This window comes from Deltaproteobacteria bacterium, from assembly GCA_022340465.1.
Classification (GTDB): domain Bacteria; phylum Desulfobacterota; class Desulfobacteria; order Desulfobacterales; family B30-G6; genus JAJDNW01.
In genome coordinates, this window is sequence record JAJDNW010000111.1 from 1 (window position 1) to 24,235 (window position 24,235).

Below are 24,235 nucleotides of genomic sequence, written 5' to 3' on the forward strand. Positions count from 1 at the left end.
GTCGATTACGAGCCCGGAGGCATTTTTGTGGACAGTCGCCTGAGGACCAGTCAAAAGCACATTTTTGCCGCCGGGGATGTCAACGGCGGCCTTCAGTTTACCCATGCCGCCGGGTACGAAGGGGGGGTCGTGGTCGGGAATGCCATTTTCCACCTCCCCAGAAAGGCGGATTACACCTATTTGCCGTGGTGTACATACACGCAACCCGAGCTGGCCAGCATCGGCCTGAATGAATCCGCGGCCCGGAAGGCCGGCGTCGATTACACCGTTTGGACGGAGGCATTTCAGGACAACGACCGCAGCCTGGCTGAGGGAGAAGCGGCAGGCAGGGTAAAATTGCTTCTGGATAAAAGGGAAAAGCCCCTGGGGGTGCAGATTTTTGGTCCGCGGGCCGGTGACCTGCTGGCCGAATGGGTCGCCGTGCTGGGCGGCCGGGTGAAACTGTCGACGCTGGCTGCGGCGGTACATCCCTATCCCACCCTGGGCGAGATCAACAAACGGGTGGTCGGCAACATTTTTTCAAAAAAAATATTTTCCGAGAAGGTTCAGAAGGGACTGAGGTTTTTTTTCAATCTGAAAGGCCGGGCCTGTTCGCTCGACGAGGCAGATGGGCGCTAGGCCGGATGGACAACGAGGCGGGGTGACGAAGACAAGACATGACAAATTGAGTCGTGGCGTCGACCGTAAAGCGGTTGTCAGATTCATCATACTGGGAATTTTTATCGTGGGGGCCATAGCGCTGGTGCAGCTGACACCGGTAACATCCTACCTGACGCCGGACGCCCTGGGCGCGTTTCTGGAAAAGGCCGGCTTCTGGGCTCCCGCGGTCTATATCATTGTCTATGCGCTGGGCGTCTGCCTTTTTCTGCCGGGTACTCTGCTGACTGGCCTCGGTGCCGCCATATTCGGCCCCTACTGGGGCTTTCTGTGGGTTTGGATCGGTGCCATGCTGGGCGCGGCGGCGGCTTTTCTCATCGGGCGAACCCTCGGCCGCGAGTTTGCCGCCTCCCTGATCGGGAACAAGCTGAAGAGGTACGACGACGGCATCGAGCGCAACGGTTTTGCCACGGTTCTCTACCTTCGGCTGGTGTACTTTCCCTTCACCCCCATGAATTTCGGCATGGGCCTGACCAAGGTCCGTTTCCGGGACTATGCCGCCGGAACGGGCCTCGGCATCATCGTGGGAACCTTCATCTTCACCTTTTTCATCGGTACCTTGAAGAATGTTTGGGTTTCAGGCAATTGGGAGGAGCTGATCTCCTTCAAGGTGTTATTTTCCATCGCCCTCTTTATTTTTTCATTTTTCATCCCCCGGATCATTAAATTGACGAAATCGTGAAGATGAATCATTCCCTTGAAATATCAATTTGTTAGTTGACTTGCCGTTCCTAAGTCGCTATGATACGTCCGTATAAATTGAAGCTCCCCGCAGCTTGCTGCGGGAAAGACGTCCGCTGTTGCGGTCCACGGATCGTATCTACCATCACGAGCTGAAATTCTACATTCTGACAGAACAGGAATGGGACGCCATGCAGAGCTCTTCGGCACGTCATGCAGTGACACTGGTTTTCTTTCTGGTCATGGCTCTGGCCCTGTTGTTCAACAACGGTGTCCAGGGAGCTGACGCGCGCAAACAGGCAGACGACCCGGCATCGGCGGTGGAAACCGGAAAACCGGCTGATGAGCGTGACGCCAATGTGCTGCATTTTGGCATGCATGTCAGTGAAATGGGCAACATGGATCCCCATTTCGCCGCCGGGTCGCAGGCGCGTGCTTTAGCCGATATGGTGTTCAACGGGCTGCTGCGGTATGAGCCCGGCAACGCCCCCCACATCGAACCGGACCTCGCGGAAAACATGCCCGAGTTCGAGATGGCCGGGGGGAGTCAGATTTGGACCTTTCACATCCGAAAGGGGGTGATGTTTCATCCCGGGCCGCAAACGGATGCCTATGAACTGACGGCCGATGACGTCGTTTACTCCCTGCGCAAATCCTCCGATAAAAAGACCTGTGGCTATGCCGGCGAATACGTGGGCATGTCCTTTAAAAAGACCGGACCGTATACCGTTCAGGTCATTCTGGACCACCCCCTCTCACCGATTCTTTTTTTCCCAAAATTCACCAATTATGCCGGCGGGTTCATCGTCAGCAAAAGGGCTGTCGAAACCATGGGCCTCGAATATTTCAGCCGACACCCGGTGGGCACCGGGCCCTTCATGTTCGGGAGCCACATTCCCGGGGAAAAGCTGATCCTCGAGGCGCACAAGGACTATTTCAGGGGCAGCCCCCTTCTTGCGGGGGTGGAAATGCATTTCGTACAGGATTTGAAGCGCCGGGAGGCCGGGTTTGTTGGCGGCAACCTGGATGTCATCACGGTATCCGGCGAACCGGGCTGGATCGAAAGAATGGAGAAAGTGCCGGGCGTCGTGATAGAGACCCACGGTGTGGGGGAGGTGTTCACCATCTATTTCAATACGGCGATGGCGCCTCTGGACGATATCCGGGTCCGCCGGGCCATCGCGTATGCCCTGGATCGTGAAGCCTTTAAAAAGACGACGAGCCCGCGGTTGGTGCGAAATGCCTACGCGCCTGTCCCCGTGGATTTCATGCCGGGAGGACTCACCAGGGCAGAGGTTGAAAAACTGCAGTTGACCTATGCAACGGATATCGAGCGGGCCCGGCGCCTGATGGCGGAGGCCGGGTATCCGAACGGATTCCGCCTCGAGCTGATCAGTTCGACAAAGCGCATCTATCGACGGGTGTACGCTGTCCTTAAAGAGCAGCTGGCACATATCGGCATCGCATGCAGAATCACCGTCGTATCGCACGCCAACATGCACAGAGCCATACGGAAAGAGCCAAGAGCCATCGTTATTTATGCGGCCTGGCGCCCCAACGCCGACGCTTATTTGACCCGCTTTTTCCACTCGGATTCCATCATCGTGAACGGCGTGAAGCCGGACACGAACTTTGCCCATTACAAAAAAGTGGACAGGCTCATCGAGGACGCGCGCCAGGAGATAGACCCCCTTAAACAGATCAACCTGTGGAAGCACGCCCAGATCATCATCCTGGATGACATGGCGGCATATCCGATTATGTACACCATCCAGGGATTTGCCCGGAAAAATTATGTGAGATACGGTCATAAGCTGGTGTCCACCATGGCCCTGTATCCTCAGTTTACCGAGAAGACGAGGAAGGTGCTAATAAAATGAACCTCGATACTGCAAACGCCTGAGAGCTTCAGATACGAGGTGAAGAACAGCCGGATGTAGATGAAAACCTATACGAAAATACTCATCACCGTCCTTCCCCTGGCGCTTTTCTTCCTTTTCCTGTCGGTGGGCACGATTTACTATTTCTCCAGATCGGCGCTTACCGGCCTTGCGGAAACCTGGCTGGAAACTCGCCTGACGGAAGCCTTGGAGATCGCGACGGAGCAGGTTGACCTGCTGCACCGCTACGGTTACGAAGGTGTACCGGCAAGCGTTGCAAAAGCGAAAATGGACGCCGGCGCCGCCATTGCATCCATCCAAGTGGGGACGCTGGGTTATGTGTTTGTCGTCAGCAGGCGAGGCACCATAGTACTGCATCCCGACAGTGATCTTGTCGGCCGGGATGTCAGCGGGGAAACATGGTTTGCGGAAGCCCTGAGGGGTGAAAAAAGGACGGTGCCTTGGAGCCCGGACACCAGAAATCTGACCCTGTACGCCTCTTTCGAGCCGTGGGACTGGCTGATTTTGGTCACCGATCCTGAAGAGGAGATCTTTGGAGTGGCCAACCAGATGAAGCCCTATATCGTCTACCTGGCGGTTACGGCAACCATCGTCATCTCCCTGGCCCTGATGTTTCTGACTCGCAGATTGACCACCCCGCTGATGTGGTTGACCAAAGGGGTAGACCGCATTGGAAAAGGACACCTGGATACCCGCATTTCAATATCCGGACGCGACGAAATCAGCTACCTGGCCGAGGGTTTCAACCAGATGGCGGCACAGCTTCAAGACACCCTGTCGACCCTCCGGAACCGGGAAGCATATTTCCGGTCAATTATCGAGAATGCCTCCGACATCATCAGCATCTTGGACGCCGAAGGGCGGTTTCGCTATGTCAGCCCATCCGTAGAACGCGTCCTCGGATATCGACCCGACAGCTTAATCGGCGGGGACGCTTTCGCAATCGTTCACCCGGAGGATAGAAGCAGGGCCACATCTCTGTTCAAGCAGCGCATCGAAACGTCGACCGCATTTAAAGTGACTGAATACCGTATGCAGCACAGGGACGGAAGTTGGCGCTCGGTCGAAAGCAGCGCTAAAAACCTGCTCGGCCACCCGGCTGTGGCTGGGGTCGTGATCAGTTCACGGGATATCAGCATGCGCAAAGAAGCCCTGGAGGCGCTCAATCGATCCCATCAGGAGCTGGAGCGGCGTGTCCGGGAAAGGACCGCCCAGCTGAATGCCACCAACACGGAGTTGAAGGAGTTTGCCTACGCGGTTTCCCACGACCTGAAGGCGCCGCTGCGGGCCATCAGTCAGTTGACGCACTGGATGGCGGAGGACTATGCCGGTGCCTTCGATCAGGAGGGTCGGGTAATGATGGACCTGATTCTGAAAAGGGTCAAACGCATGAACGACCTAATCGATGGTGTGTTGAGCTATTCCCGCATCGGCAGGGCCCGTGGAAATGTGCGGGTTCTGGATCTCAATGAGCTGGTCGGCGAAGTGATTGAGGATATGATGACGCCGGACCACATTGACATCGATGTCGAAGGCACTCTGCCTGTCGTCAGCAAGGACCCCGTTCGCATGGAGCAGATTTTTCAAAACCTGATCGGCAATGCGATAACCTACATGGACAAACCAAACGGTGTTGTGAAAGTGGGGTGCTCCGACGAGGGAACCCACTGGAGGTTCAGTGTGTCCGACAACGGGCCGGGAATCGACAGGCGATACCATGAGAAGATTTTTCAGATTTTCCAGACGCTGACACCGAGGGACGAGCATGAAAGCTCGGGCATCGGCCTGACACTTGTCAAAAAAAGTGTCGAGCAGTATGGCGGCACCGTCTGGGTGGAGTCTGAAAACGGCATCGGCAGCACCTTTTTCTTCACGCTTCCAAAAAACGAAGGCGGACATGAAGCCACTGAAAACCATCCTTTTGATTGAAGATGACCGGGTGGACTACATCACGGTGGCGCGGGCGCTCAGGGAGGTCGGAGACAGGAACGACCTGGTCAATGCCAAAAACGGAGAAGAAGCCCTGGCATTTCTCAAAGCGCCGGAAAACAAAAAGCCATGCGTCATTCTGCTGGACATCAACATGCCCAGGATGAACGGGATCGAGTTTTTAAGGGTGGTCAAAAACGATCCCGACTTGCGGAGAATTCCGGTGGTTGTCCTGACGACCTCACGGGCGGAGCAGGACATCGAAGCCAGTTTCGATCTCGGGGTCGCCGGGTATATGGTAAAACCGCTGGACTATAGGGAGTTCATCGAAATGGTGATCACCGTTGCCAGGTATTGGCGCCTGAGTGCATTGCCGGAGGGATGACCGTTTCCTGCATTTGCGGCACCGTCGCCAAAGCAGTGCAACTCCCGACAATCGCACAACATAAAAAGACATTTGTTTCGAAACCCTCAGGGTGCCGCATAACGTGACAACCACTATTCGAAAGATTTTCCACGTTTCGGAACGGTATTTTACCAAACGCTATAACTGTTAGAAAATGGGTTAGGAGTTCTACATGCAACCAGGGGTCAAGAGAAAGGAAAAATCGATCCGCCTGCTTTTTGTGGAAGACGACAAGGTTGACCAGATGGCTTTTGCGAGAATGGTGAAAAACAAGCGGCTGAACTATGCGTACACCACGGCGGGTTCGAAGGCCGAGGCCATCAGGGTCATGGCCGGTGCCTCTTTCGACATCGCCATCGCAGACTACATGCTGGGGGATGGGACCGTTTTCGACCTGTTCGACTTTTTCAAGGGCATGCCCGTAATCGTTACCACCGGCGCAGGGAATGAGGAAGTGGCCGTGGAGGCCATGAAAATGGGGGCCTATGACTATTTGATCAAGGACGCGGAAGGGCGTTACCTAAAAACGCTGCCTTTGACCGTGGAGATAGCCGTCAAACGCAGCCTGATCGAGAAACAGCTGCAGGAGTATCAGGAAAATCTCGAGTTTCTGGTGGAAAAGCGCACAAAGCAGTTGGACATAGAGACCCGGAAGTTAGAGGAGATGAACACCGCTCTGCGGGTTATTCTGAATCAACGCAAGGAAGACAGAGGGCGGATAGAGGAAACCATTTTGGGAAACCTGAAGGAACTGGTGTTTCCCTACCTGGCAAGTTTTAAAAAAATAGAGAGGAATCCGCAGAAAAGGGTGTATATCGACATTATCGAATCCAACCTCAATTCGATCATCGAGCCCTTCGCCACCAGGCTGTCGTCGAAGTTCATCAACCTCACCCCCATGGAGATAAAGGTGGCGGATATGATCAAGCACGGGAAAAACACCAAGGAAATAGCAGAGCTGTTCAGCGTGTCCCGAAAAACAGTGGAAACACACAGGTCCATCATACGGAAAAAGCTGGGGCTGACCCACACCAAAGCAAACCTAAGGACCTATCTTCTGTCGCTTCCTTGAGGGTGGCGGAAGGGGTGAAGGGGGCACAAGTCGACGCCCGCTTTTGTCTGCTTTGAAATCGCCGCGTTGATTCTTTTTACTAAAATCGCTATAGACAGGATGCAGCTTAATCGACATTGGTACAAGTTGTCATTTTATGACCCCTTTTCTGATTAGCGAAGGAGAAACGGATAATCCATGCAATTGCCCGAAGCGCTGAATGCGGAATACATCGAATCGCAGTATGCAGCCTGGAAAGCGGACCCCGAATCCGTCTCGAGTGATTGGCAGTATTTTTTCAAGGGGTTTGATATGGCGGCCACCGGCGGGGTAGCCGGTGCCGTTCAGTCCGAAAAGAGCATGCCGTCGAGACAGGCGCACCTGGAACGCCTCATATACGAGTACCGCCATCTCGGCCATATTCTGGCCTGCATGGACCCGTTGAGCGCCTGCCCGACGGAACACCCGTTGCTGTCCCTGGAGGCTTTCGGCTTGGGGTCCGAAGACCTGGACAGGTATTTTTACACAACCGAGTTTTCCAATAGCGGCGGGGCCAAACTGAAGGAGATTCTGGCGTGGCTGCGGGAAACGTACTGCCATGCCATCGGTGTGGAATACATGCACCTGCAGGACCCCGAAGAGCGCCGCTGGCTTCGGGAAAGGATGGAGCCGGTAAAAAACCGGGCCACTTTTTCAGGGGCGGAAAAAAAGGCCATTCTGGAAAGGCTTGCCAGGGCGGCCTTGTTCGAAGGATTTCTGAACAAGAAATACGTAGGTGTGACCCGTTTTTCCCTGGAAGGGGGGGATGCGGTGATCCCGCTTCTGGACACGATCGTCAATCGAGCCGCTTCCGTGGGGTGCCGGGAAGTCATTCTGGGTATGGCTCACCGGGGCAGGCTTAACGTTCAGTGCCATATCCTGAAGAAACCCTACGAAGAGTTGTTTCGGGAATTTGAAAGCTGCTATGCCCCGGACACGCTGGTGGGTTCCGGAGACGTGAAGTATCACAACGGGTACCTGGCGGACATCGAACTTGCATCGGGATCGGCGATGCGCTTGTTTCTAGTGAACAACCCCAGCCACCTCGAGGCGGTTGACCCCGTCGTGGAGGGTGTCGCCCGTGCCCGCCAGGAGAGCCATGCACAGGATCGCGGCGCGGTTCTGCCGCTGCTCATTCACGGAGACGCCGCCTTTTCGGGCCAGGGAATCGTCGCCGAAACCCTCAACATGTCGCAGCTGTCCGGCTATGCAACGGGCGGTACGGTGCACATCGTCGTCAACAACCAGATCGGCTATACCACACTGCCGGAAGACGCCCGCTCCACGCGATATTCGACCGATGTGGCCAAAATGCTGATGGTGCCAATTTTCCATGTTCACGGTGAGGATGTCGAAGCGGTCGTGCATGCGGGGACGTTGGCTGTGGAATATCGCAACCGTTTTGCAAAGGACGCGGTCGTCGACGTCGTCTGCTACCGTCGTTACGGCCATAACGAGGGCGACGAACCGTATTTCACGCAACCCCTTATGTATGCGCGTATCAAGGAACGCCCCTCGCCGCATCGACTGTATGCGGACCGACTTATAACAGAGGGGGTGGTTGACGAGGGGACTGTGGACCAGATGGAAAAAAGCGTTGGGGAGCAGCTGGAAAAAGCCTACCGGAATGTGCACGGCAGCGACTGCCTTTTCCCCCAGGGGAAATATTTCGAAGCGTGGGACGGCCGCAGCGGGCGCTATTCGCATGATCTCGTGGATACATCTGTCAGTGAAGACAGGCTGCTTGACCTGGCCCGGTCTCTGAATGCGCTGCCGGAGAACTTCAGTCCGCACAAGAAGCTGAAGCGCCTCCTGGACGCACGGCTGGAGGCTGTCAGCAGCGGGGAAAAGATCGACTGGGCCAATGCGGAAGCCCTCGCTTTTGCGTCCCTTTTGACGGAGGGCTATGGGGTGCGATTGAGCGGCCAGGATGTGGGCAGGGGCACGTTCAGCCAGAGGCACAGCGTGCTTTTCGACACTCAAAACGGCGACCGCTATGTGCCTTTGAACCACCTTGCCCGGGAACAGGCCCACTACGATGTTTACAACAGCCTGTTGGCCGAGGCCGGTGTGCTGGGATTCGAGTATGGTTACGCGGCGACACAGCCCGACCGGCTGGTCCTGTGGGAGGCTCAGTTCGGTGATTTCTCCAATGGTGCGCAAGCCATTATCGACCTTTTCATTGCCGCCGGCGAGGCCAAGTGGGGGAGGCTTTGCGGGCTGGTTTTGCTCCTTCCCCACGGGTGGGAAGGCCTGGGCCCCGAACATTCGAGTGCCCGCTTAGAGCGCTTTCTCCAGTTATGCGCCGAAGACAATCTGCAGGTGTGCAACCCGAGTACGCCGGCCCAGTATTTCCACATGCTTCGCCGGCAGATCCACGCCTCCTTCCGCAAGCCCCTGGTGTTGATGACGCCGAAAAGCCTGCTGCGACACCCCATGGCGGTTTCGAACATGGAAGCCCTGGCGCGCGGACACTTCCATCCGGTTCTGGATGATCCGGAAGCGCCGGTGAACGCCGAAAGGGTTGTCGTCTGCAGCGGCAAGATCTATTACCAGCTGCTTCAAAAACGGCAGGAAGCCGGTGACAGGCGCACCGCCATTGTACGCCTGGAGCAGTTTTATCCCTTTCCCGGTGACATCCTGTCCTCCCTATTGCAGGCGTATAAGAACGCGGACACATGGATCTGGGCCCAGGAAGAACCGCGGAACATGGGGGGATGGCATTTCATAAAACCGCGTATCCAGGCCGTCACCGGAGAGCCCCTGCAATACGTGGGACGCAAACCCTCGGCCAGTCCGGCCACCGGATTTCCGTCGGTCTACCGGGCGCAGCAGGCGGCGATTTCGGAAGATCTATTCGGGGGAAAATAACCACAAGGGGATTGTGAATTGCGAGTTCCGTAATTCTTAAATTCGCAATTCCTGAATTTTTTTTTAAGGAGCGAATATGGCCATGGAAATAAAAATTCCCAACGTGGGAGAATCGGTTCAGGAAGCCGTGCTGGCGGAGTGGTTCAAAGCGGACGGAGAACTGGTGCAGATAGACGAACCGTTGCTGGTTATCGAAACCGACAAGGTCACCTTGGAAGTGACCGCCGAAGCGGCGGGGGCGCTAAAAATTCTGGTTAGGGCCGGAGAAACGGTTGCCATCGGTGCGGTCGTCGGACTCATCGAGGCGGCCGAAGGACAGGAGCTTCAGAAACCGGAGCCGCAAGCCGGGGCCCAGCCGGAGCCTGAAAAAAAGGAGGCGCAGGCTGAGGACCAGACGGAGTCTGCAACACCTGAGCCGCAGCCATCGGCGGAATCCGCCTCGATCGAAACTTCCAAAGAGGCGTCAGGGGAGGAGATGGTGCTGGCGCCGTCCGTTCGCCGGCTGATTGCCGAGAAGCATCTCGATGCCGCTCAAATTGCGGGAACGGGCCCCGGCGGAAGGATCAGCAAGGGCGACGTGCTGCTTTATCTGGAGCAGGCGCCGGCCGGGATACCGGATAGACCGGTCCAACCCCCCCCGGTGGAACCACCGGCGGGGCAGGCGCCGGCCGGGGAGGTCAGAAAGCGCATGTCGCCGATTCGCAAGCGCATTGCCGCCCGTCTGCTGGAATCCAGACAGAGCACGGCCATGCTGACGACCTTCAACGAGATCGACATGCAGGCGGCCATGGAGATGCGCACACGCTACAAGGAAATGTTTCAGAAGAAGCACGGCGTATCCCTGGGATTCATGTCCATTTTCATCAAAGCCTGCGTGGAAGCGCTGAAGGAGATTCCGGAAATCAACGCCTTCATCGACGGCGAGGAGATCGTTTATCACCATTACCAGCACATCGGGGTGGCCGTGGGCTCGGAGCGGGGGCTGGTGGTGCCGGTCATCCGCCATGCAGAAAAAATGAGTTTCGCGCAGCTGGAAAAGGCGATTGTCGACTACGTGGCCAAAATAAAGGAAAACCGTCTGGAGTTGGCCGATTTGGAAGGCGGTACGTTTACGGTGAGCAACGGCGGGGTGTACGGTTCGCTGCTGAGCACGCCCATCCTGAATACCCCCCAGAGCGGTATTCTGGGAATGCACAAGATCGAAAAGCGTCCCGTGGTTATCGATGACCAGATCGTCATCCATCCCATGATGTACGTGGCGCTGAGTTACGACCACAGGATCGTCGACGGCAAGGGCGCGGTTACCTTTCTGAAACGCATCAAGGAATTTATCGAAAACCCTGAACGGATCATATTGGAGGTCTGATATGCCGGGAAAAGAGGTCTATGACCTGATCATTATAGGTTCCGGGCCGGGCGGTTATGTGGCCGCGGTCAGGGCCGCCCAGCTCGGGTTGAAAACCGCGTGTGTGGAGAAATCCTCTCGATTGGGCGGTGTGTGTTTGAATGTGGGCTGCATCCCGAGTAAGGCGCTTCTGGATTCCAGCGAATACTATCACCTGGCAAAGGACCATTTCTCCGAACACGGCATCAAGACCGGCAGGGTGGGCCTGGATCTCAAGGTATTGATGGCCAGGAAAGACAATGTGGTGGAAGAATTGACCACCAACGTTCGCCGGTTGCTCGAAGGGAACGGGGTTGACATCCACTTCGGAACCGCCCGCTTGGAGGGCAGGGGAAGCGTGTCGGTAACCCCGGACGGAGGCAGGGCCTACACCATCGAGGCGGCCGCCATTCTGCTGGCTACCGGCAGCACGCCGGTGGAAGTTCCCGGCCTGGCGTTCGACGGTGAACGCATCGTGAGTTCCACGGAAGCGCTCAATTTCGATACGGTGCCGACCCGTCTGGGGATTGTCGGCGGCGGGTATATCGGCCTGGAGCTGGGTTCCGTTTGGATGCGGTTGGGGGCCAAGGTGACCGTGATTGAAATGCTGCCTAAAACAGCCGGCACGCTGGATGGCCAGGTAGGCAGGTCGCTCGAACGGATTCTGCGGAAGCAGGGTCTGGAAATGCGTTTGAAAACCCGCGTGAAGGCGGCCAAACCCTCGGGGAAGAAGGTCAGGGTCACGCTCGAGAGCGACGGGGAGGAGGAGACGCTGAATGTCGACCGTCTTTTGGTGGCGGTGGGCCGTAAACCGCTTACCGCCGGTCTCGGTCTCGAAGAGCTGGGCGTGGCCACGGACCCACAGACGGGCCAAATCAGGGTGGATGCCTCCTACCGCACCACCGTCGACGGTATATACGCCATTGGCGATCTCACGCCGGGGCCGATGCTGGCCCACAAAGCCTCGGCAGAGGGTATAGCGGCAGTGGAATGCATTGCCGGCCGCGCCGGGGAAGTCAACTACGACACCATCCCCGCGGTGGTTTACACCTGGCCCGAGGTGGCCGCGGTGGGTCTGACGGAAGAGGAGGTCAAGGCGCGGGGTATTCCCTACTGCACGGGAACCTACCCTTTTTCCGGTGCCGGAAGGGCGCGGTGCATGGGTGAAAAGGATGGCTTTGTAAAGTTGATCGCCCACGGTAAAACCGACCGGATACTTGGCGTGCACATCATCGGACCCCGGGCGGCGGACATGATCGCCGAGTGTGTTCTGGCCATGGAGTTCGGCGCAAGCTCCGAAGACATCGCCCGCACGGTCCACGGGCACCCCACGTTTGCCGAAGCCCTCCAGGAGGCGGCCATGGCGGTGAGAAAGTGCTCGATATACGCTTCGTGACACCATTGCGAACAGAGACGGCAACGTTGGGGGTAATATGCAAAACTACCGATATCTGAAGCTCGAAAGGGAGGGGCATGTTACCACGGTCACCCTCAACCGGCCCGAAAGGCTGAACGCCCTGAGTGCGGACATGATGGAGGAGATCATCCGCGCATCCGAGGGATTTCGTGGCGATGAGCAGACGCGCGTGGTGATATTCACCGGGGCGGAGCGCAATTTTTCGGCCGGGGTCGACCTCGACGATCCGAGAAATATAGAAGGCATTTCAAAGGCGGGCAACCTGATGAAACTGCGGTTTCTCCAGCTGGGCCCGCGGATGATTAGGGCCATTTACACGATAGACCAGATCACCATTGCCGCGGTCAACGGGGCCGCCATGGGCGGCGGAGCCTGCATTGCCGCGGCCTGCGACTTTCGGATAGGTGCCGACGACTGCCGGGTGGGATATCCCGAAGTGGGACTGGGCATGAACCTGAGCTGGGTGGCCCTGCCCATGTGCGTGAACCTGATCGGGCCTGCGCGTGCCAAGAAGATGGTGATTCTGGCCAAAGGAGAAAACGCCCGAACCCTGCTCAATTGGGGATTTCTGGATGAAGTGGTTTCCCCGGGCGGGCTGATGGGCGCCGCAGAGGCCATGGCCGGCGAATATGCGGCCCAACCGCCGATCGCGGCGCAGATGGTCAAGCGCAGCGTCAATGCGCTTGTCTCGGCCCTGGATCAGGCCATCATGCACATGGACGCCGACCAGTTCCTACTGACGACGCGGACCAAAGATTACCTGGAAGGTTTGACGGCTTTTCTGGAGAAGCGGAAGCCTGACTTCAAGGGCGATTGAGCATGCAAGGCCCCGGCCGACAACCGATGCAGAGTGGTAATGATATGCCGCCTTGAAGACATCAGGGACGGCCTCTCTATCGCTCATGATTACAGGAAGTAATCCCTGATTTATTTTTCCTCATCACTTAGGACGTTAGCGATGTGCCCGGCTAATAGCCAAACTGGACAGTTACGCCCATTTTTTACCCAAGTTCTCGAGTCCAGCCCTCCCAAGATCTTCCGGTGACATCGCCACTCTAAATTCACAATCAGCGTTGAAATTTAAGAAAAATGGTTCTGAAAAAAAAGGAATCTCTGAAGGATGGTTGACATCGATGATTGCCACTGCCCCACGCGTTCCACCTTGCTCCGTGAAGAATATAAACTCTGGTTTCAGTTCTTGAATTATATTTTGCAGGATTTCTCCAGATTTTCCTTCTTTTGTCAGTGTATTAAACGGCTCGTGCGGAATACGCACATTCATAAGCATTCTCATTTTAAACCTCCTATTATCTTCTGTACATTCGCATATTCTTTTTAGATCTCATGCCACGGTTGGCCCGTTGAAATATTTTGACTGAATTTTCGAGATCATTACCCCTAACCAGAATTCAGCAAAATGAAAATAGAGTAACTGTCAACTCAAGGCAGGAAGTTTACGGACACCTCTCTTGTCTTGCCGGCAATTTAAGCCTTATTTGTGCCGTATTAAAGAATATCTACATTGTGGTATATTGTCAAGAAGAGTCCAAATAAAATTAATAGGGTCTATAACCCAAAATAAGGCACAACGATGGCCGAGGAATAATATCGCCCGGCCGTGAAAAACTCGGTTCAAAGCGGCCGTAATGCCGAACAGGGTGATACGTTCGAAATAATATCGTCGGTATTCAGCTCGGCATAGGTATGTTGGGGTATGTTCAGGCTGTTCGGCATAACGGACGCTAAAAATCTCAAACCGTTTCACGGCCGGGGCGGCATCACCCCTCGGCCGGCAGGCTTTCACCCGTTTTCGGCAAAACAGTGGGGTATATAGTTACATTTTTTTTAGAGGATGTGCTTGGAAATGATTTCGTTCATGATTTCGTGGGTGCCGCCGCCGATGGACATGATGCGGTTGTCGCGGAAAAGCCGTTCCACCAGGTACCCGCGCATGAAACCATACCCGCCGAAAATCTGGGTGGCATCGAAGGTGACCTTGTTGCTGACCATGCAGGCAAAATTTTTTGCCATGGACACCTCCTTGACCTTGTATTCCCCGGCATTGATCATGGCGGCCACCCGGTAGGTGAATTCCCGGCTGGCTTCCACCAGGGTCGCCATCTCGGCCAGCTTGTGACGGGTCACCTGAAAGCCCGCCAGCGTCTTGCCGAAAGCCTGCCTCTCTTTGACGTACTTGATGGACGCCTCCAGACAGAGCTGCGAGATCATGTTGGTTTCCACGGCCATGAACAGACGTTCGGACTGGAAGTTTTCCATCTGGTAGTAAAAACCCTTGTTTTCCTCCCCGATCCGGTTCGACACCGGCACCCGGCAGTTGTCGAAGTAGATTTCGGCCGTGTCCGAAGCCCACCAACCGGTTTTTTTCAACGGGGCCGACGTCGAATACCCCGGGGTGTCGGTTTCAATGATCAGCAGACTGATACCGTGGGCGCCTTCCCCCCCGGTGCGCACGGCACAGGTGAGCTGGTCCGCCTTTATGCCGCTGGTGATGAACGTCTTGCTGCCGCTGACGATGTAGTGGTCGCCATCTCTGACCGCCGTGGTTTTCAGATTGGCCACGTCCGAACCGCCGCTCGGTTCGGTGATGCCTAAAGCGGCGATACGGTCCCCCTCGATGACCGGCCGCAGGAATTTCTCTTTCTGTTCGGGGGTGCCGTGGTTGATGATGGGAGGCAGGGAGATGCCGTGAGTGAAAAGGCTGGCTACCAGGCCGAAGGATCCGCATCGGCAGAACTCTTCGTTGACCACGATGTTTTCAAACTGATCGCCGTCGCCGCCGCCGTATTCGGAGGGGTAGGCGATGGCGTTGTAGCCCAGATCGGCGATTTTTTTGTGAAGCTCCCTGGGATAATCCCCCGCCTCTTCCCAATCGTCCACGTGAGGGGTGATCTCTTTTTTTACAAAATCCCTCACCGCTTTGCGGAGTAGATCGTGTTGTTTGGTAAAATACTGCTGATACGAGTTCTCGGTGTTCGGGGTATCCATGCATCTCCTCCACGTGTATGGTTCTAAGCAATAGAAGATTAGCCGTTTTGGGATGATTTTTCAATATCGATTGCGTCTTTTAATCAAACACAATTGAGCCTGTGTTGGAGGCGTTAAACGGGGTCAAAGCTACCGCTTGCCGCGGGCCATGCGATCTTCGAGCTTCTGAATGGCCAGCGAGCAGGGCAGGGTGAGAATGAGGTACATAACGGTGACCGTAATCCAGGTTTCCATGGTCAGGAGGGTTCCGGTCATCATTTCGTTGGCCCGGAAAGAAAGTTCGGGAATGGAGATCACGGATACGATGGAGGAATCCTTGATCAGGGAGACGAACTGTCCGGCCAGCGGCGGCAGAATCCGTTGAAATGCCTGGGGCATGATGATGTAGCGCATCTGCTGGAACCCGGTCATACCCAGGGAGCGGGCCGCTTCCCACTGGCCCTGGTGGATGGACTGGATGCCGGACCTGACGATTTCGGTGATATAGGCGCCCTCGAATATCGCCAGGGTCAAGACCGCGGAAAGGAAGGTGGTGAGCTGTTCCGGCGGCGCCAGGCATAAGGTGACCAACGACACCAAAAAATTGTTTTTTCCCTGAAGGGCGTCGCCAATGCCGCTGTAGGGCAGCAATTGGTTGCCGATGAAAAAATAGACGATGAAAATAATAACCAGCGGCGGCAGGTTGCGCATGGTCTCCACGTAGGTGCCGCTGACCAGGCGCAGGAACACGACATGGGAAGAGCGGCAGATGCCCATGGCCGTACCCAGTACAATGGCCATGAGGGTACCGAAGATGCTGAGGCGAATGGTGTTGAAAAGCCCCCACATGAGGACGTTGGACACCCACCGTCCGCTCTCTTCATCGAAGCGGAACAGAAACTGGGGGATTCTTCCCCAGTTCCACTGATAGTTGAGGCCGATATCAACGCGGTAATAAAGGGCAAGACCTGTGATCAGGCACACGGCCCCCACCACCATGTCCGATTTTTTCAAAGGGAATTTCTTTTTGTACATGAAATTTACAGATCTGAAGGTGAAAAACAAAAGCAATCACGAAAACAGGAAATTTTGAAAGCACGAAAGCGGGTGATGAGCCTTCGTGCTTTCTCGCTTTCGTGCTTTCGTGATGAAACTCCTACTTTATAAGGATTCCTTGAACCCTCGGATCCTTTATTGCAATAACGCTTCCCAGGCCACGCTTTTCCACCAATAGTCGGTCTTCTTTTTAATGAATCCCATGTTGCGCTGGTAGACGATCCAGTTGTTCAGGTAGGCGATGGTGTCCGGGTCACCTTTGGGTACCCCCATGCAGATGGGCTGCTGCATCAGGTTCTCATCCAGAAACAGAAGGGTATCCGGATGCTTGGCGGCCAGCTGGGCGGGCAGAGGCGCCGTTGCCAGAATAGCGGTGGCTTTGCCGTTTAAGAGCTCCTGCACCATGGGGCCTTCGTCGGGAAAGAGGCGCACTTTGGCCTTCTTATAGGTTTCCTTGGCCAGGGAAGCCCCTGTGGTTCCCAGGCGCGCCAGAATCGTATTGCCCTCCTTGTCGAGATCCATATAGCGGGTGACGCCCTCGGCCATTTTTTTATAGGCCACCACATTCATTCCATTGTAATCGTAGGGTTGCGTGAAGTTGATTTTAAGGGCTCGTTGGGGCGTTCCGGTCATGCCGGCGATAATCAGGTCGAACTTGCCGGTCATAAGCGACGGAATCAACCCTTCCCACTTGGTCGGTACGAATTCGATTTTGACCCCCATGTCTTCGGCCAGTTTGCGGGCAACATCGACTTCGAAGCCGATCCACTCCCCTTTTTTATCCTGCATGGCCCAGGGAACGAAGGTAGAGAGGCCCACCCTGAGGGTTCCCTTGCGCATCACTTTGTCGATGATGCTGGATTTGGCCAGCTGTTTGTTGACGTCGTCGGCGGCGGCAGGTCCTGCCAGACAAAACATCAGAAGCATCAAAAGGGCGGTGGACAGGAGCGTCATTCTCTTTTTCATCATTGTCTTCTCCTTTGTTAATGTTTTTCAAAATAGGCGACTACCCGTGACAGGATGAGGGCCAATGTCAAATAGATCGCCGCTATGGTAAAGAAAACTTCAAACACCAGAAACGTTTCCGAAGCGATTTCGTTGGCGCACATGGTCATTTCGTAAACAGCGATGACGCTCACCAGGGATGAATCCTTGATCAGGGAAACCGCCTGGCTGGTCAGAGGCGGCAGGATGCGCCTGATGGCCTGGGGCAGGATGATGTAGCGATAGCCCTGGTAGACATTCATGCCCAGGCTGTGGGCGGCTTCCCACTGCCCCCTGTCAATGCTGACGATGCCGGCCCGGTAAATCTCCGAGGCATAGGACCCTTCGAAGAAGCTCAAGGCCAGAACTGCGGCGGCAAAGCGATCGATGTCCAGAATAGGCGCGATGACGAAATACATGAAAAATATCTGCACCAGCAAAGGCGTGTTGCGGGCGATTTCAAGATAGGTGCGGGCGACAGCTTTTGCCAGAAGGGAGTTGGACAAACGCATCAGGGCGGTCACCAAGCCGATGACATAGGTAAGGATGAGGCTGATCCAGGTGATGTCCAGGGTGACCTTGAGGCCCTCTAAAATGGGACCAGTGATGAAGCGGCCGTCTTCGAAAACATACAGGTATTTGGGGATGCGGTACCACTGCCAGTAGTATCCCTGGTCTTCGGCGCCTTTAAAAAGGATGAAAATACAACCGAATAGCAGGGCCAAATAGGCCGCAATGTCCAGAAGATGGCTGCGTTTGCAGAACTGGTAAACAGTGCTAATCATTAAATTTGAAACGCTCAACTTGGGTTTTCAATATAGATGGTATCTGTCAAAACATGTTTCATGCCGGGGTGCAACCCAATATACATTTCGGGGCCGCGTTCGTAAAGGCTTTTCCAAATCGCTCCCGGATTGATTTTTGCCCAACGCAGTGGTACCCTGACAAGGAAGGTGTTGTCGGAGGTCGCTGATTTTGGCTATGACCATCGGTACAGGTTTGAGGATTCAGTCATGAAGCAGATCGTAGAATGTGTGCCCAATTTTTCAGAGGGTCGCGACCAGGCGGTGATTGAGGCCATTGCCCGGGCGATTCGCGAAACCAAGGGATGCCGGCTACTGGATGTGGACCCCGGAGCCAGCACAAACCGGACGGTTTACACGTTTGTCGGGGATCCCGAGTCGGTTGCCGCGGGGGCCATGAATGCGGCTATGGTGGCCAGAGAGCGTATCGACATGGCCAAACACACCGGCGGACACCCGCGCTTCGGTGCCATGGATGTCTGTCCCTTTGTTCCCGTTGCCAACATCAGCATGCAGGCCTGCATTGCCCTGGCAGAGGCTTTCGGACGGCGTTTGGGGGAAGCGCTCGGTGTCCCCGTGTTTCTGTACGAGCATGCCGCCAAAGCGGATTTTCGACGCAAGCTGCCCGATGTTCGCCGGGGCGAATATGAAGGCCTGGCCGAACGGTTCAAAGACCCGGCGTGGGAACCGGATTTCGGACCGGCCGAATTCGTGCCGGCATGGGGTGCCACGGCCGTGGGCGCCCGGAATTTCCTGATCGCCTACAATGTGAACATCATGGGCACATCCAACCAGGCTCACCGTATCGCTCTCAATTTGCGCGAGGCGGGACGCGGTCCGGACATGCCCGGGCGGCTCAAAAAGGTCAAGGGTATGGGCTGGTTCGTGGACGAGTACAACATGGCGCAGGTGACCGTGAACCTCAACGACTACCGGGTGACCGCCCTTCATGAACTCTTCGAAGCGGTGAAGGCGGAGGCGGTCAAACTGAAGGTCGGGGTGGCGGGTTCGGAAATTGTGGGAGTGGTGCCCCTGGAGGCCATCCTCATGGCCGCCGATTACTATATTGAAAAAGAGGATTTGTTTATCTTCGAAGAAGACCAGAAGGTCCGCCTGGCCATCGAAAGGCTGGGTCTCAACGCCGTTGCCGCCTTCAATCCCCGGGAACGGATCATCGATTACATCGTGGCCGACCCCCCGAGCGCACCTCTTGCCGGCATGGACCTGCGTGGTTTCATCGAGGAGGTTGCTGCACGTTCAACAGCTCCGGGGGGCGGATCGGTGTCGGCCCAGCTGGCCGCCGTGGGCGTCGGCCTGGGGGCCATGGCGGCCAAACTGACTTATGGCGTCCGCAAGTTCGAGGACCTGGACGCGAAGATGCGGGCCATCATCCCTCCCCTGCACCGCATCAGCCGGGCACTGATTCCGCTCATCGATGCGGATACCGACGCCTTTAGCGATTATATGGTGGCACTGAGGATGCCCAAACAGACGAAAGTGGAGCAACGGGCACGCCGCCAGGCCATGCAGGCCGGCTTGAAAACAGCCATCCGGGTACCGCTGGAGACCATGCGCCTGGGGGATGAGGCCTGGGAGGGTATGGTGGCGATCGCGCAATACGGCAATCCGGCCTGCAAATCGGATATCCGGGTGGGTGCCCGGGCCCTGGAGACGGGTATTTGGGGTGCCTGGCAGAATGTGCTCACCAACATGGAGACTTTAGAGGACGAGGGCTTCAGGGCGGCCACCCTGGAAGAAGCCGAAAAGATTGCCGGGCGCGCCAAAGAGAACTGCGAGCGGGTTTTGGAGATCTTGGAAAGGAGATAGCGGCCCGGTTCGAGACGTCTTTCTAGAAAAACAAATATCCAATGCCCAATAACGAATGATCGATGTACACGTGCTAAAAGCGGACGTGACCATTGGAAATTGAATATTGATCATTGGAGATTCAGTTAATCCGATGCCATTTTGCCGATGGCTGTTCAGCGTTAACCCCAACGTTGCAAAAGCCTGAGGGCTTCAGAGTCAAGGCGTCTGAGGGTGACGTCGTAGTTCTTTACTTCGAACCCTCAGCAACGCAGAGTCTGAAGTTCTCAGGCTTTCCCGAAGGGTAAACAACATGGCAAAATAGGCAAGATCCATGGAATGCACCGGTGGTTCTATCCAGAAGATTGCGATGTTGTTATGAATTTACAAGTTTTTACAAGGTATTATCTATTCTCTGCCATGTTGTTTATGCAACCTTGGGGTTAATGCTTTACCTGCTTTGGTCACCTTAGATGGGCGCACCAGAATTAGGTAGAAAGTGAGGGCAGAATGAATTTCGACTCCCTGTGGACCGGCGGCCACCTGGCAACCATGGCGGCCGGCGGCAGGGGCTACGGCGTTATCGAAAACGGCGCCCTGGGCGTAAAGAACGGCCGCATTGCCTGGATCGGGCCGGCAGGGAAATTACCGCTTGGGGCGGCGGAAGGAGCCGCCGTGGTCGAGGATCTGGCCGGCGGCTGGGTAACACCGGGGTTGATCGACTGCCATACGCATCTGGTTTATGCCGGCAACCGGGCCGCCGAATTCGAAATGCGCCTGAAGGGGGCCAGCTACCCGGAAATCGCGGCCGCCGGTGGCGGCATTCTGAGCACGGTGCGTTCGGTAAGGGCCGCCGGCAGCGATGAGCTCTACATGCAAAGCCTCCCGCGCCTGCAGGCGATGAGGGCATCCGGCGTCACTACCCTGGAGGTCAAAAGCGGCTACGGTCTGGATGTCGCCAACGAGATGAAAATGCTGGCGGTGATGCAGCGCCTGAATGCGCAGACGCCCGTACGGGTGGTTCCCACATTCCTGGGCGCGCATGCCTTGCCGCCCGAGTTCGAAGGGCGCCCGGATGCCTACGTGGACCTGGTGGTGAACGCGATGCTGCCATTGGTGGTGAAAAACGGACTGGCCGCAGCCGTGGATGTGTTCTGCGAGACCATCGGGTTCACCCCGGAGCAGACCGAGTGCATCTTCCAGGCGGCCGTGTCTCACGGTTTGCCCGTAAAACTGCACGCGGAGCAGTTGTCGGACTCCAAGGGGGCGGTGTTGGCGGCTCGCTACAGGGCGCTCAGTGTCGATCATCTGGAATACCTGAACGCCGACGATGTGCCTTTGCTGGCGGCGGCAGCATGCGTGGCCGTGCTGCTGCCGGGCGCCTTCTATTATTTAAAAGAAAGCCGCAAGCCCCCCATTGACACCCTGCGCAATTGCGGGGTGCCCATGGCCGTCAGCACGGACGCCAACCCCGGGACCAGCCCCATTTTTTCCATCAGGATTGCCATGAACATGGCCTGTGTGTTTTTTGGGCTGACACCGGAGGAAGCCCTGGCCGGGGTTACCTGCCATGCGGCGCGTGCCCTGGGGCTGCAGGACGAGATCGGCACATTGGCGGTGAACAGGGCCGCCGATTTCGCGGTCTGGGACATTGCTTCACCGGCGGAGCTGGCCTATCATATGGGCGACAGCCCCCTGCGATACACCGTGATTAACGGGAAGAGAACCGCATGAAATTCATTCGACAGGAACCGGGAAATCACATATACATTAGAAACGGGCCAACGAGTCGATGGTGGTAGGACTCAATTCTCTTGGTCAGGGAAAAGCGGTTTTAGGCTGATCCAAATGTTTTTAATGGAGAGGAGGAAAGATGAGCGATACAGCGGTATTGGACAGAACCTTTCATTTCATCATGCAGCAGATGGTGGCAACCGGGCAGGCGCCGCACTACACGGAGATCGCGGCCGAACTGGGGGTCCCGCCGGAGGAAGGAAGGCAGACCATGCACACGCTTTTCAAGTCAGGGGTGTACGGGTGGCTGTTTCCCAAGACGGATTTTATTTCCTCCTTTGCCCCTTTCAACAACCAGCCCACCCAGTTCCGGGTTACCGTCGAGGGCGAGCAGAAGTGGTTCGCCCAGTGAGCCTTCGAATCGCTGGCGGTCAGCTGGCTGTTTCCGGGGAAAAAGGTTCGCATCGACTCTCCGTGTCTCGACTGCGGAAAGCCGATCACCATTGACATGTGTGACGGTGTCATCGAGAAGGTCGATCCGGAGGGGGTGATCGGTCACGTATCTTTGCCGGTGTCCAAATGGATGACGGACATCCCTTACGCCTGAAGTACCATGATTTTCTTCCGGTCGGAAGAACACCTGAAAAACTGGGCGCAGTACGATCCCGCAACCGAAGGCGGCATTTCTCCACTAAAGGGGCTGCTGGAGATGTTTTCCTGCAATCTTTTCAAAAGGCGCCTGGATCCGGATTACTTTTCCAACATGAAAAAATATGTAAAGGAAATGATTGGGGAGATCCGCGGCAACGACAACATCGGCATCTTCATGAAATCCTAAACAACACCTTCCAGGATGAAACCAGTGCCGGGTCCTGTGGGTCCGGGTATCAACTAAAAAAGGGTATGCCATGGTAACGTCCGGTGCCGATCTGGATACCATGCGTCGGCACGCCATCGAGATTTTCGAAGCCGGTTTGGCTGCGGTCGACCCCTTCCAGGCGGTGTTTCGACATGTCGCGCTGGAGGAGAATGGGCTGCGCATTGGGGAACACCGCTTCGGCTTGAAAGACTATGATCGCATCCTGGTCGTGGGCGCCGGTAAAGCCGGTGCTCCCATGGCCCGGGCGCTCGAACGGCTTCTGGGGGATCGCATCGCGGATGGCGTCATCGTGGTCAAGGAAGGCCATGCGCTGCCCTTGAAAAAGATCCGTCTTTACGAAGCCGGGCACCCGGTACCGGACCGACGGGGCGTCGAGGGCGGGGCGGAGATCCTGTCGCTGGTGGGCGGCTGTGGCAATAGGGACCTGGTCCTTTGTCTCATTTCAGGCGGCGGTTCGGCGCTGCTCGTGGCGCCTGCCCCGGGGATTGCACTCGAAGACAAGCAGGACGTCACCCGCCTGCTGCTGGGGTGCGGCGCCGACATCCACGCCATCAACACCGTCCGTAAACACCTGTCCCGGGTAAAAGGCGGCGGTTTGGCGCGTTGTGCCCACCCGGCCACGGTGGCCAGCCTGATTCTTTCCGACGTCATCGGCGACGACCTGAGTGTGATCGCATCGGGGCCGACCGTTCCGGATATGTCGACCTTTCAGGACGCCGAACATATACTGAAACACCACGGCATCTGGAGCCGGGTGCCGACCCGGGTAAAGGAAAGGATCGTCGCCGGCGTGGACGGGGAGATCCCGGACACCCCCAAAGCGGGCGATGTCGTTTTCACCGGCTGCCACCCGGTGTTGATCGGCGCCAACCTGCAGGCCCTGAATGCTGCCGGCGACAAAGCCGCGCGGCTGGGCTACCGCCGTTTGATTCTCAGCGCGGCCATCGAGGGGGAAGCCCGGGAGGTCGCCAAAGTCCTTACGGCCGTTGCCCGGGAGATTCGCAGGTCGGGCAACCCGCTCGAACCGCCGGCCTGCATTTTGTGCGGCGGGGAAACCACGGTGACGATCCGCGGCGGAGGCAAGGGGGGGCGCAACCAGGAATTCGCCCTGGCAGCGGTTCCGTTGCTGGACGGCAGCGACGGTGTTGTTGTTCTGGCCGGCGGGACCGACGGCAACGACGGCCCGACCGATGCCGCCGGCGCCCTTGCGGACAGCGGGAGCTTTGCGCGCGCCCGTGAGAAAGGGCTGAATCCCCGGGAACACCTCGACCGCAACGATGCCTATCCTTTTTTTCGGGCCCTCGGCGACCTGTTGGTCACCGGTCCGACGCGCACCAACGTGATGGATGTGTACCTGGCTTTGGTCGCTTGACCGTTTAACGTGTCACGTAGTGAATCGTGAGACGTCTGACTTCTGAGGTCTTACTTTTGCGGGGCAGGCACGCAGGGATGACGAAAAAAAGCATCCATTAGGCGCAAGTATCTGGTATTGGGTTATTTGAAATTGTTTAGGATTTAGATATTCGATAGTGGAATTTCCGGCTTATCGGGAATCTCTGTGAAATCTGGGTGTTCAGAGGGAGGGACGGCTTCATGCTGCCGCTACCGCCTCGATGACACGCATTTTTTTCCACTTCCCGTGACGGTAGCG

At 56.4% G+C, this 24,235-nt stretch carries 21 protein-coding genes; 16 read left to right on the forward strand and 5 right to left on the reverse strand.

Annotated features, from left to right (window positions below; all coding sequences use genetic code 11):
- The 10 genes from LJE94_15995 to LJE94_16040 all read left to right on the forward strand — a co-directional run.
- The coding region (locus LJE94_15995) for a mercuric reductase (protein MCG6911607.1) at positions 1–618 on the forward strand (618 nt) is incomplete at its 5' end.
- A gap of 22 nt (positions 619–640) precedes the next feature.
- Positions 641–1,339 carry a TVP38/TMEM64 family protein gene (locus LJE94_16000; GenBank protein ID MCG6911608.1) on the forward strand — a complete coding sequence of 233 codons (699 nt, stop codon included), beginning with the start codon at positions 641–643 and terminating at the stop codon, positions 1,337–1,339.
- A 94-nt stretch (positions 1,340–1,433) separates the two neighbouring features.
- The gene (locus tag LJE94_16005; GenBank protein MCG6911609.1) at positions 1,434–3,218 is read left to right on the forward strand and encodes an ABC transporter substrate-binding protein; all 1,785 of its coding nucleotides are present in this window, start codon (positions 1,434–1,436) and stop codon (positions 3,216–3,218) included.
- A 60-nt stretch (positions 3,219–3,278) separates the two neighbouring features.
- On the forward strand, positions 3,279–5,168 hold the full coding sequence (locus LJE94_16010; protein MCG6911610.1) for a PAS domain S-box protein: 1,890 nt from the start codon (positions 3,279–3,281) through the stop codon (positions 5,166–5,168).
- The gene (locus tag LJE94_16015) at positions 5,137–5,553 is read left to right on the forward strand and encodes a response regulator (protein MCG6911611.1); all 417 of its coding nucleotides are present in this window, start codon (positions 5,137–5,139) and stop codon (positions 5,551–5,553) included. The genes LJE94_16010 and LJE94_16015 overlap by 32 nt, the downstream gene beginning before the upstream one ends.
- A 193-nt stretch (positions 5,554–5,746) precedes the next feature.
- Entirely contained in the window at positions 5,747–6,646 is a 900-nt protein-coding gene (locus LJE94_16020) for a LuxR C-terminal-related transcriptional regulator (GenBank protein MCG6911612.1), read from the forward strand.
- 177 nt (positions 6,647–6,823) lie between these two features.
- Positions 6,824–9,535, forward strand: coding sequence for a 2-oxoglutarate dehydrogenase E1 component (locus tag LJE94_16025; GenBank protein MCG6911613.1), 2,712 nt, complete (start codon positions 6,824–6,826; stop codon positions 9,533–9,535).
- Between the two features lie 76 nt (positions 9,536–9,611).
- Positions 9,612–10,901, forward strand: coding sequence for a 2-oxoglutarate dehydrogenase complex dihydrolipoyllysine-residue succinyltransferase (gene odhB / locus LJE94_16030; protein MCG6911614.1), 1,290 nt, complete (start codon positions 9,612–9,614; stop codon positions 10,899–10,901).
- A gap of 1 nt (position 10,902) precedes the next feature.
- Positions 10,903–12,315, forward strand: a complete 1,413-nt coding sequence (lpdA, locus tag LJE94_16035; GenBank protein ID MCG6911615.1) for a dihydrolipoyl dehydrogenase — start codon at positions 10,903–10,905, stop codon at positions 12,313–12,315.
- Positions 12,316–12,352: 37 nt separating this feature from the next.
- On the forward strand, positions 12,353–13,153 hold the full coding sequence (locus LJE94_16040) for an enoyl-CoA hydratase/isomerase family protein (protein ID MCG6911616.1): 801 nt from the start codon (positions 12,353–12,355) through the stop codon (positions 13,151–13,153).
- 171 nt (positions 13,154–13,324) lie between these two features.
- Here LJE94_16040 and LJE94_16045 read toward each other — a convergent pair whose 3' ends face one another.
- The 5 genes from LJE94_16045 to LJE94_16065 form a co-directional block, all read right to left on the reverse strand.
- Positions 13,325–13,630, reverse strand: coding sequence for a panthothenate synthetase (locus tag LJE94_16045; protein MCG6911617.1), 306 nt, complete (start codon positions 13,628–13,630; stop codon positions 13,325–13,327).
- A 551-nt stretch (positions 13,631–14,181) separates the two neighbouring features.
- On the reverse strand, positions 14,182–15,342 hold the full coding sequence (locus tag LJE94_16050; GenBank protein MCG6911618.1) for an acyl-CoA dehydrogenase family protein: 1,161 nt from the start codon (positions 15,340–15,342) through the stop codon (positions 14,182–14,184).
- Positions 15,343–15,471: 129 nt separating this feature from the next.
- Entirely contained in the window at positions 15,472–16,356 is an 885-nt protein-coding gene (locus LJE94_16055) for an amino acid ABC transporter permease (protein ID MCG6911619.1), read from the reverse strand.
- Between the two features lie 156 nt (positions 16,357–16,512).
- Positions 16,513–17,346 (reverse strand): transporter substrate-binding domain-containing protein, encoded by an 834-nt coding sequence (locus LJE94_16060; GenBank protein ID MCG6911620.1) that lies wholly within the window; start codon positions 17,344–17,346, stop codon positions 16,513–16,515.
- Between the two features lie 14 nt (positions 17,347–17,360).
- Positions 17,361–18,146, reverse strand: coding sequence for an amino acid ABC transporter permease (locus tag LJE94_16065; protein MCG6911621.1), 786 nt, complete (start codon positions 18,144–18,146; stop codon positions 17,361–17,363).
- Between the two features lie 228 nt (positions 18,147–18,374).
- Between LJE94_16065 and ftcD the strand changes: the two genes are divergently transcribed.
- The 6 genes from ftcD to LJE94_16095 all read left to right on the forward strand — a co-directional run bounded on the left by ftcD (position 18,375) and on the right by LJE94_16095 (position 23,956).
- Positions 18,375–19,991, forward strand: coding sequence for a glutamate formimidoyltransferase (gene ftcD / locus LJE94_16070; protein MCG6911622.1), 1,617 nt, complete (start codon positions 18,375–18,377; stop codon positions 19,989–19,991).
- 489 nt (positions 19,992–20,480) lie between these two features.
- Positions 20,481–21,704, forward strand: coding sequence for an imidazolonepropionase (hutI, locus tag LJE94_16075; protein ID MCG6911623.1), 1,224 nt, complete (start codon positions 20,481–20,483; stop codon positions 21,702–21,704).
- 139 nt (positions 21,705–21,843) lie between these two features.
- On the forward strand, positions 21,844–22,116 hold the full coding sequence (locus tag LJE94_16080; GenBank protein ID MCG6911624.1) for a hypothetical protein: 273 nt from the start codon (positions 21,844–21,846) through the stop codon (positions 22,114–22,116).
- Positions 22,117–22,128: 12 nt separating this feature from the next.
- Positions 22,129–22,311 (forward strand): alkylmercury lyase family protein, encoded by a 183-nt coding sequence (locus LJE94_16085; protein ID MCG6911625.1) that lies wholly within the window; start codon positions 22,129–22,131, stop codon positions 22,309–22,311.
- Positions 22,312–22,317: 6 nt separating this feature from the next.
- On the forward strand, positions 22,318–22,542 hold the full coding sequence (locus LJE94_16090; GenBank protein ID MCG6911626.1) for a hypothetical protein: 225 nt from the start codon (positions 22,318–22,320) through the stop codon (positions 22,540–22,542).
- 70 nt (positions 22,543–22,612) lie between these two features.
- Positions 22,613–23,956 carry a glycerate kinase gene (locus LJE94_16095; protein ID MCG6911627.1) on the forward strand — a complete coding sequence of 448 codons (1,344 nt, stop codon included), beginning with the start codon at positions 22,613–22,615 and terminating at the stop codon, positions 23,954–23,956.
- Positions 23,957–24,235 lie beyond the last annotated feature (279 nt).

What these genes read in the sequence shown, in the direction of transcription:
- LJE94_16010 (MCG6911610.1), top strand. Translation starts at nt 3,279, where the DNA reads ATGAAAACCTATACGAAAATACTCATCACCGTCCTTCCCCTGGCGCTT.
- LJE94_16015 (MCG6911611.1), top strand. Translation starts at nt 5,137, where the DNA reads ATGAAGCCACTGAAAACCATCCTTTTGATTGAAGATGACCGGGTGGAC.
- LJE94_16020 (MCG6911612.1), top strand. Translation starts at nt 5,747, where the DNA reads ATGCAACCAGGGGTCAAGAGAAAGGAAAAATCGATCCGCCTGCTTTTT.
- LJE94_16025 (MCG6911613.1), top strand. Translation starts at nt 6,824, where the DNA reads ATGCAATTGCCCGAAGCGCTGAATGCGGAATACATCGAATCGCAGTAT.
- odhB (MCG6911614.1), top strand. Translation starts at nt 9,612, where the DNA reads ATGGCCATGGAAATAAAAATTCCCAACGTGGGAGAATCGGTTCAGGAA.
- lpdA (MCG6911615.1), top strand. Translation starts at nt 10,903, where the DNA reads ATGCCGGGAAAAGAGGTCTATGACCTGATCATTATAGGTTCCGGGCCG.
- LJE94_16040 (MCG6911616.1), top strand. Translation starts at nt 12,353, where the DNA reads ATGCAAAACTACCGATATCTGAAGCTCGAAAGGGAGGGGCATGTTACC.
- LJE94_16045 (MCG6911617.1), bottom strand. Translation starts at nt 13,630, where the DNA reads ATGAGAATGCTTATGAATGTGCGTATTCCGCACGAGCCGTTTAATACA.
- LJE94_16050 (MCG6911618.1), bottom strand. Translation starts at nt 15,342, where the DNA reads ATGGATACCCCGAACACCGAGAACTCGTATCAGCAGTATTTTACCAAA.
- LJE94_16055 (MCG6911619.1), bottom strand. Translation starts at nt 16,356, where the DNA reads ATGTACAAAAAGAAATTCCCTTTGAAAAAATCGGACATGGTGGTGGGG.
- LJE94_16060 (MCG6911620.1), bottom strand. Translation starts at nt 17,346, where the DNA reads ATGATGAAAAAGAGAATGACGCTCCTGTCCACCGCCCTTTTGATGCTT.
- LJE94_16065 (MCG6911621.1), bottom strand. Translation starts at nt 18,146, where the DNA reads ATGATTAGCACTGTTTACCAGTTCTGCAAACGCAGCCATCTTCTGGAC.
- ftcD (MCG6911622.1), top strand. Translation starts at nt 18,375, where the DNA reads ATGAAGCAGATCGTAGAATGTGTGCCCAATTTTTCAGAGGGTCGCGAC.
- hutI (MCG6911623.1), top strand. Translation starts at nt 20,481, where the DNA reads ATGAATTTCGACTCCCTGTGGACCGGCGGCCACCTGGCAACCATGGCG.
- LJE94_16080 (MCG6911624.1), top strand. Translation starts at nt 21,844, where the DNA reads ATGAGCGATACAGCGGTATTGGACAGAACCTTTCATTTCATCATGCAG.
- LJE94_16090 (MCG6911626.1), top strand. Translation starts at nt 22,318, where the DNA reads ATGATTTTCTTCCGGTCGGAAGAACACCTGAAAAACTGGGCGCAGTAC.
- LJE94_16095 (MCG6911627.1), top strand. Translation starts at nt 22,613, where the DNA reads ATGGTAACGTCCGGTGCCGATCTGGATACCATGCGTCGGCACGCCATC.